The sequence below is a fragment of the Streptomyces sp. NPDC002867 genome (assembly GCF_053591895.1).
This window is the reverse complement of record NZ_JBSFUR010000092.1, coordinates 1-8041: the sequence shown is the minus strand read 5'-3', so window position 1 is coordinate 8041 and position 8041 is coordinate 1. Positions and strand designations below refer to the sequence as shown.

The following is an 8041-nucleotide window of genomic DNA, read 5'->3' as shown; positions in this document are numbered from 1 at the left end:
TCGGCCACCTCGACGGTCTCGGCCTCAGTCACGTTCTCGCTCGTCATCGATGCATCTTCCTTGATCGGGAGTTACACCGAACGATTTACAGTCCCGCGCTGCCCACCGCCAGCGAGCTGCATGAACTGCCGGACATGGAGATCTACCGCCGACTGGTCGACCACTGCCTCTACCCGTCGCTCGTCAGCGACTGCACGGCAGAGAACATCTACGTCAACTCGGCGTTCCGGGGACCTCTTTGCGAGCGTTGCACCGCATGCTTTCGCGTCACCGCTGCGGAACGCACTGAAGTACATCCTGTTCCACCCACAGGCGAGGGACGTGCTCGGTACCGGCGACGACGCATCGTTTCGCGAGTACTGGCTCATGCCCGCTCTGGCGCACTTCCTGGCAGTGTGGCAGCAGCGGCCGGAAGACGAAAGGCTGCTGCGTATCAAGCAGGAGATCATGCGGCGGCCCAAGGTGCGCCGATCCTTTGAAGCGACCCCGGACTGGAGGTGCGGAGCGGCGACATCCATGTGAACAGCACCGCTCGCCCGTTCCGCGATCCGCGCCAGTCCATGCCCGACTGCGACGCCGCCCTGCGCGCCGCGACCGAGGCCGCCGCGAAGGCCCGGACCCGGGTTCTCGCCGTGCGGCTGGAGCAGCTGCGCACCCAGGCCCGCCCCGAGCCGGTCCGGCCCACGCCGTGGTCGGGGTGCCGGTAAGAACGCTGTCACCAGCCGCAAACGGCGGTAATCAGTCCTCTGACCTGGTGGGTTGGGGCAATTCCGGCGTGCTTGTCGCCTCAGCGAGTGTGAGGCGACCACCCTTGAGTTCGGGCACGTAGTTGTAGATGGTGTTGCGGGAGACGCCGAGGAGCTTGGCGATCGAGGTGACGGTGTTCTCCGGGCGGGCGAGTAGGTCGCGGGCGTGCCGTACCTGCTCCTCGGTCATCGCCGGCGGGCGGCCGAGTCGGGCGCCGCGGGTGCGGGCGGCGTCCAGGCCCTCGTTGGTGCCCTGCACGATGAGTTCGCGGATGAACTCCGCCAGGGCCGCGAACACGTGGAAGACCAGGCGCCCGCCGGGCGTGGTGGTGTCGAGCGCCTCGTGCAGAGAGGTGAAGCCGACGCCACGCTTGCGCAGGCCGGACACAATCGCGATGAGGTCCTGGATGGAGCGGCCGAGCCGGTCCAGCGACGGGACGACGAGCGTGTCACCCTCGCGCAGGTAGTCGAGGGCCTTCCACAGTTCCTCGCGTTCGGCGTTCTTGCCGGACTTCTTGTCGGCGAAGATCCGGATGCACCTTGCTTCGGTGAGGGCGTGGATCTGCCGGTCGAGCAACTGCCCCTTGGTGGACACGCGCGCGTATCCCACGAGGCTGCCGGTCCGTACGGCCGGAACGGGGGCGAGGAGATCGGCGGCGTCGTCATCCTGAGGTGGCTGCACCTGCCAGATCGTACAGAAAAGGGTGCTCTTCAAGTTCTTGAGCACATCGACTTTCTGACACCGTTTTATGGGCATGATCCGGCATCGATCCCGCCACGTGCCGCTGCTTACCGATCTTGCTCATCAATCGGTCGATTGATGAGCAGTCGACTCTCCCAGCGTCTCCTGCCACTCGGCGAGCTGGTGGCGGGTGGCCAGGGTGTACTCGTGGTCCTCGCCCAGAACCCGTACCAGGTCCGGCAGCAGTTCGGCGTACGCGGCCGCGGCACCGGCCCCATCCCCCGCCTCTTCCCGCCACCAGGCCAGGCTGTAGCGAGTGGTCAGGGTGTACCGATGGTCTTCGCCCAGAACCTGTACCAGGTCCGGCAGCAGCTCGGCATACGCGGCAACAGCACCCGCCGCACCCTCCGCCTCTCCCCGCCACCAGGCCAGGCTGAGGCGGGTGGTCAGAATGTCGGGGTGGTCTGCGCCCAGCACCCGCAGCTGGTCGGCCAGCAGTTCGGCGTACGCGCCAACGGCACCCGCCGCATCCCCCGCCTCTCCCCGCCACCAGGCCAGGCTGTAGCGAGTGGTCAGGGTGTACCGATGGTCTTCGCCCAGAACCCGTACCAGGTCCGGCAGCAGTTCGGCGTACGCGGCCGCGGCACCGGCCCCATCCCCCGCCTCTTCCAGCCACCCCGCCAGGTTGAGGCGGGTGGTCAGGGTGCTGCGGTGATCCGCGCCCAGCACCCGCAGCTGGTCGGCCAGCAGTTCGGCATGTGCGACTGCGGCACCGGTCGCATCCCCCGCCTCTCCCTGCCAGTGGGCCAGCTGGCGGCGGGTGGTCAGGGTGTCGCGGTGGTTTTTGCCCAGCACCCGTACCCGGTCCGGCAGCAGTTCGGCGAACGCTTCTGCGGCACCGGTCGCATCCCCCGCCACTCCCCGGCAGTAAGCGAGGCCGTGCCGGGTGGTCAGGGTGTCGGGGTGGTCTGCGCCCAGCACCCGCAGCTGGTCGGCCAGCAGTTCGGCGTACGCGGCAACGGCACCGGCCGCGTCCCCTGCCGCTCGCCGCCACCAGGCCAGCCACCTGCGGGCGACGAGGGTGTCGGGGTGGTTGGGGCCGAGGTGGCGGTTAGCGCGGTTTGCCAGGTCCTGGAAGTGGGTGGTGGCGATGCTGGCCTGGCCGCTGTAACCGAGGCTTTCGCCGAGGCGGTACAGCACGCCATGGGCGTCTGGCCGGTATAGGGCGTCTTCGGCGTGGCGGGTGAGGGCGTCGGCGTTGGCGCGCAGGGCCTGGGCGAGGGCGGTGTCGCGTTCGATCTCGGGCCAGGCGGCCATGAGGGCATCGGCGGCGGTGCGGGCGTACTGGTCTCGCTGGTCGGGGATGAGGGTGTCGCGGGTGGCACGCTGGATGAGCTGGTGAACGCGGACGGCCTGGTGGGGGGTGCCCGGTCTGTGGTCGATGAGGCTGAGCCGGTCCAGGGCGCGTAGGGCGCGTACCGCGTCTGGGCGGGAGACGGGGGCGGGTTCCGCAGTGGGGTTGGGGCCGGTTGTGGTGCGGTATGCGGAGAGGTGAGCGCGGGCCACCTCGCCGGTGAGCACGTCCTGGGGAATGCCGTTGGCGTCGAGCAGGGCAGCCAGATGGAGCATGGGCCGGGCCAGGCCGGCGGGGCGCAGCGTGTCGGCGCGGGCAATGGACAGGGTCCAGGCGGCGGCCAGGGCGACGGCCTGCTCGTCGGGCAGTGCGTCGGGGGCGAGGTCGGTGAGTTTGGTGGCGCGGTCGGCCAGCAAGTCGCGGTAGGCGGCCGCGGCCTCGCCGGCGTCGATGAGGTAAGCGGCGGCCTGGGAGAGGGCCAGGGGCAAGTAGCCGAGCTGGCGGCCCAGGGCGGTGAGCTGGTCAGCGGGTTCGACTCGGCCGTGGGCGGCCAGGGACGTGGTGAGGTAGGCGACGGCTTCGGCCTCGGTGAACAGGCCAACGTCAACCAGGCGGCGGCCTTCTCCGGTCAGGGCGGCATCGCGGCGGCGGGTGGTGACCAGGGTCCGGCCGTACGGGCTGGCAGGCGGCCACAGGCTGAACCGGTTGTTGGGGTCGTCGTGGTTGACGACCAGGTCGGCGGGGTCGGCGACGTCGTCCAGGATGATCAGCCACCGGCACGGCCGCTGCCCGGCTTTCGGGGCCAGCCAGGCCAGGAATTGCTTCGCGGCCTGCTGCGGGTCGTCGGGGTCGGCCTGGCACAGTTCGACCCCGGCCTGCGCGTATCCGGTCACCACGGGCGATTGGGCGCTCGCGGTGACCCAGACCAGGACGTCGAGGCCGCCGGTGTCCCAGGCGGTGTGGGCGTAGTCGGTGGCGAGCTGGGTCTTGCCTACCCCGCCCATGCCGGTCAACACCTGGCGCAGGACCGCGGTGCCACCGCCGTCGACCATCGTCTGCAGCCGGTTCGCCTCGTCGCGGTGTTGGAAGGACTGCGCCCGGGCGGGGAGGACGCCGACCTGGTGCGGCCACGCTGCGGGCACGCGCCGCGGGGCGGAATGCCGATGTTGGTGGACTCCGCCGTTGACGATGCCGACGGCGAAGCCGCCGCCGGTCGCGGTGATGCTCCTGGTGCCGTCGCCGATGGGGTGGTGCGGGACTTCGGGTGGGCTTGCGGTGGCCGGTCCGCTCAGCCCTGGGGCGGAGCCGGCATGGGAGGGGTGCCGATCTGCGCCCCTCCGTGGATCACACCAGCTGCGATCGAGCCCTGCTCGGCGTGGATGTCTACCGTGTTGGCGGCCAGCCCGCCCGCTCCGGCGACCACGCCGCCCTGCGGGGCATGCTGTGCAAGCAGGCTGCGCAGCTGCTCGGCCGCCCGCTCCCGCTTGGCCCCGTCCAGGTTCTCCAGCAGGGTCTCGATGCGGGTCTGCCAGACGGCCTCCTGGCGGTTGCGTGCCTGCTCCGCCTCCGCCGGGTCGGTGGCCTGCACGGCGGCCGCGGTCTGGTCCAGGCGCTCCAGCTCGGCCTGCTCACGCTGCGTATCGCCCCGACCGAACCAGCGCGCCACCGCCTGCTGTAGGCCCCTCCAAGCATCCGTCCCTGCCGCCGTCACCAGCGCCGTGCCGCCGGACGCGGCCAGTGCGATCAATGCCTGGTCGAGCATCCCGACCTCCCCCTAAATCGCAGTGTTGATGGGGACGGTAGCGCAGCATGCGGGGCTCTCGCGCCCCGTCTGGCCGAACCCACTTGAAGCTTCCCCGGCACCCCAAAACGGGCGCTCTCGACTGTACGTGAACTCACGCTCGGTCGACTGGCTACTCGTCGTCATTGTCCGCTGGTATGCGAGGGCCTGGCACGGTGGCCGCGGTGAGGTTCAGGCGGGCGTCCATGTCGAGGTTTACTTCCCCGTACGGGCGTACGTGGGACCAGAACAGCGGGGTCAGGCCGCGCCGGTCGGCGGGTGTGAGGAGGTCTGCCCACTCCGGTTCGCCGAGGACGTCCTGGAGCATCAGGGTGTTCACGAAGACCAGGGCGGACTGGAGGATCCGCAGGCACAGAACGAACATCTCCTGCTCGTCGCGCCGGTTCGAGGCGATCTCCCCGCCCTTGCCGTAGGCGATCACGCTGTTGGCGCCGTTGGAGGACTCCATGACGTTGAGGCCCTCCTCGATCTCCCGCTGAAGATCCCGAAGCCGCAGGTAGCGGGCCACGAAGATGGTCTTCTGCGCCCGTCCGACCTCCAGCATGGCCGCGTAGGTGGGGTGGGAGGCGTTGCGGGTGAAGCGGCGCAGGATCGCCTCGGTGGACGCGGTCCGCGTACGGATCGCGGTGGCGTACTTGATCATCTGGTCGTACTGCTGGGCGATCAGTTCCCAACGGATCGGGCGGGTCAGCGCCGGGTTGAGCTGCGGGTAGGCGTCCGGGTCACCCGCCTTCGGCCGGTACAGCTTGACTTTGTTGATCCGCTTGATGCGCGGCAGCAGGTCGAAGTTCAGCAGCCGGGTGATGCCGAACCCGATTTCCGACTGGCCATGCGAGTCCGTGTAGTTGGCCTCGACGTCCATGGTGGTGCCGTGCCGCATCGCGCCCTCGACCATCGCGGCGACCTCGGAGGCGGTGCAGTTGATCAGCTGGGAGTGGATGGCCAGGGACTTCTTCTCCACGTGCCAGTAGATGAGTACCCCGCGCCCGCCGTAGCGCGAGTGCCACTCGGTGAACAGGTTCTGGTCGTAGGCGCGCACGTGCGTGGAGTCGGAGGCGACCGCGGTCGAACCTTGGCCCCACAGGTCGGTGCTGCGGGCGGCGAAGGTGGAGTTCGCTATGTTCACGGCGATGGCGCGGGCGGCCTCCGCCGAGAGGTAGCGGCGCCGCACGTAGCGCAGTTCGTCCTCGGTATGGCCGTGGCCGCCGGACGCGACGGCCTTGATCCCGGTGTTCGTACCGTAGGCGTAGATCACCAGGAGCAGTCGCTCGGCCAGGACCTCCGCCGAGAGGCTGCCGCCGCCGGAGACGGAGGTGACCGCGTCCAGGCAGCCGGTGCGAAGCACGGCCTCTTTCAGCATGTCGATGAGCGGCACTATGCCCCAGCGGCGCTGTACCTCGCCCTTGATCCTGCGGAGGTTGCGCGGCTCGGGCTGGGCCTCGGCCGGGGTCAGCCGGATCGCCCCGGACTTCCGCTCGGCGATGTCCAGCCAGCTCAGGCGCGGCATCCGGTCGTTCAGCAGCGTCAGCTCGGTGGCCATCTGCTCGCGCAGCTCGTCGACGAAGACGGCGGCATCCAGGGGCTTGCGCAGCTCGCGGTAGTTTTCCTCGCGCCGCTCGGCGAAGTCTTGCGGCAGGTCCTCATCCGGGTTGCGCCACTTGTCGGCGCCGACGACCCAGATCTCCTTGCACTTGAGCTGGTCGCGCAGGGCCTGGAAAGCGACGACCTCGTAGACCATGCGCACCACCCGGCACCGACCGCGCGTGTCGGTGCGGTGGACGACCTCCGCCCAGTCCCCGCCCATCGCCTTGTGCACGGGCACGGTCTCGCCCAGCGGGTAGTACGTGGTGTTGCCCGCCGCCGCATACCGGGCCACCAGCGCCAGGGCCTCGACCACGGGCCGGTGGGTGTGGTTGGACGAGCGGAATTCCAGCACGTCCAGGAGCTTGATCAGCCCGCGCCGGTAGTGGTTGGTGTACGACGCCTTCAGCGTGGTCTGCACGGTGCGCCGGTAGACCGGGCCGCGGGTCTTGAACTCGTGCACCAGCTCCCGCAGTGTCTGCTCACCGCCGGACACCGCCGGGTAGACAACCTCACGGACGGTGCCCTCCGGCTCGCCGATCGCCGCCTCGGCGAGCTTGAAGAGGATGTTCTCCTTGCCCGACACCTTCTTGAAGGCGTTGACCAACTGCTCGGTGACCTTCTTCTCCGCCCGTGCCCCGATCCGGTGCACCGTGGAGATCAGCAGCTCCACCAGGGTGTCGGTGATCTCCCGCTCCCGCTCGTGCAGCAGCGCGGCCAGCAGCGTCACCCGCAACGGCAGCGGATGCGTGCGCAGATGAGAGGGCGACTCCACTGCGGCCCTCGCCTGCCAGTTGGCTACAACCTTCGGCGCGACGTCGGCGAACAGATCCGGCGGGAGTCCGATCGCGCGGACCGCCAGCAGTTTGTCGATCTCGGTGAGCATCGTCTCCAGGCTGACGTTGCCGGGCGCTTCCTTGATCTTCCCCAGGACCGGCACACCGTCCTCGCCCTCACCAGCCCCGGCGTCACCGGGCACCGCGTCGTCCTCCTGGTCGGCGCCGGCGACCAGGGCAACGATCCGCTCGATGCTCTCCACCGTGATCCGTGCCGAGATACGCGCCGTCAGCGTCTCCTCGGCAGCCCGCAGCGCCGCCCCCACGATCCGGTCGCACCGCCCCGGGGTGGGCGGCTCAATGCACTCCGTACGACAGCGGGCCAGCAGCTCCACCCGTACCTGCTCCGGCCGCCGCTCCTTGCAGGCGACATGCTCGGCGAGCCAGGCCGACAGCTTGTCCGCGTCCGCGACGCTGCACTCACGAAAGCCCAGGTGCCCGCGGATCTGCGCACGGTGGTACTCGACCGTCCGACCGCTCCACTCATACGCATCCAGCTCGGACGCAGGCACCCGTACCTGCCGGGCGACGAACTCCACCGCCTCGCCCGGCAGCTCGAACCGGCCCCGGGGAAACCGGCCGTACTGCGTGTAGAACTTCAGCAACACGGCGAATCCCAGCCGCGTCGCACCGCGCTTGCCGGTCACAAGCCCCTGCTCGTCCTTCAACAGCGTCCAGTGCTCGACCAGGTCGTCCAGGTTCAAAGAGGTACGGGTCACAGTTGTCGAGCGTCCTCTCGGGGCTTCACCCCGCGCAGCTGTACGACCCCGGACTCACCCACACGGGTGACACCCCCACAAGATCACCGCCGTTTTGCGGCTGGTGACAGAGTTCTTACCGGCACCCCCGGTTCCAAGATGCACGTCCTGTCCGACGCGAACGGACTGCCCCTACGCGTCGGACTCTCCGCAGCCAACACCCACGACAGCCAGGCACTGAAGCCGATGCTGTCCCACTTCCACATGGGACACGAATCCCACACGGCCGACTCCAAGCCCCAACGCCTTCACGCCGACAAGGCCTACGACGTCCCTCACCTCC

The 8041-nt window shown here is 69.4% G+C and carries 6 protein-coding genes and 1 pseudogene; 3 read left to right on the top strand and 4 right to left on the bottom strand.

Features of this window, described 5'->3' with window-relative positions:
- Positions 1-321 precede the first annotated feature (321 nt).
- Together ACWD0A_RS34385 and ACWD0A_RS34380 are read left to right on the top strand one after the other, a co-directional pair.
- Entirely contained in the window at positions 322-522 is a 201-nt protein-coding gene (locus ACWD0A_RS34385) for a hypothetical protein (RefSeq protein ID WP_451304605.1), read from the top strand.
- Positions 519-707, top strand: coding sequence for a hypothetical protein (locus ACWD0A_RS34380; protein WP_451304603.1), 189 nt, complete (start codon positions 519-521; stop codon positions 705-707). The genes ACWD0A_RS34385 and ACWD0A_RS34380 overlap by 4 nt, the downstream gene beginning before the upstream one ends.
- A 31-nt stretch (positions 708-738) precedes the next feature.
- Here ACWD0A_RS34380 and ACWD0A_RS34375 read toward each other — a convergent pair whose 3' ends face one another.
- The 4 genes from ACWD0A_RS34375 to ACWD0A_RS34360 form a co-directional block, all read right to left on the bottom strand.
- Positions 739-1428 (bottom strand): recombinase family protein, encoded by a 690-nt coding sequence (locus ACWD0A_RS34375; RefSeq protein ID WP_451304601.1) that lies wholly within the window; start codon positions 1426-1428, stop codon positions 739-741.
- Positions 1429-1551: 123 nt separating this feature from the next.
- Positions 1552-3924 carry an FxSxx-COOH system tetratricopeptide repeat protein gene (gene fxsT, locus ACWD0A_RS34370; RefSeq protein WP_451304599.1) on the bottom strand — a complete coding sequence of 791 codons (2373 nt, stop codon included), beginning with the start codon at positions 3922-3924 and terminating at the stop codon, positions 1552-1554.
- Positions 3925-4070: 146 nt separating this feature from the next.
- Entirely contained in the window at positions 4071-4544 is a 474-nt protein-coding gene (locus ACWD0A_RS34365) for a hypothetical protein (RefSeq protein WP_451304597.1), read from the bottom strand.
- Positions 4545-4695: 151 nt separating this feature from the next.
- Positions 4696-7719 carry a Tn3 family transposase gene (locus ACWD0A_RS34360; RefSeq protein WP_451304595.1) on the bottom strand — a complete coding sequence of 1008 codons (3024 nt, stop codon included), beginning with the start codon at positions 7717-7719 and terminating at the stop codon, positions 4696-4698.
- 120 nt (positions 7720-7839) lie between these two features.
- On the opposite strand from ACWD0A_RS34360, the pseudogene ACWD0A_RS34355 reads away from it, so the two are divergent.
- Positions 7840-8041, top strand: a pseudogene (locus ACWD0A_RS34355) (transposase); the annotation flags it as partial.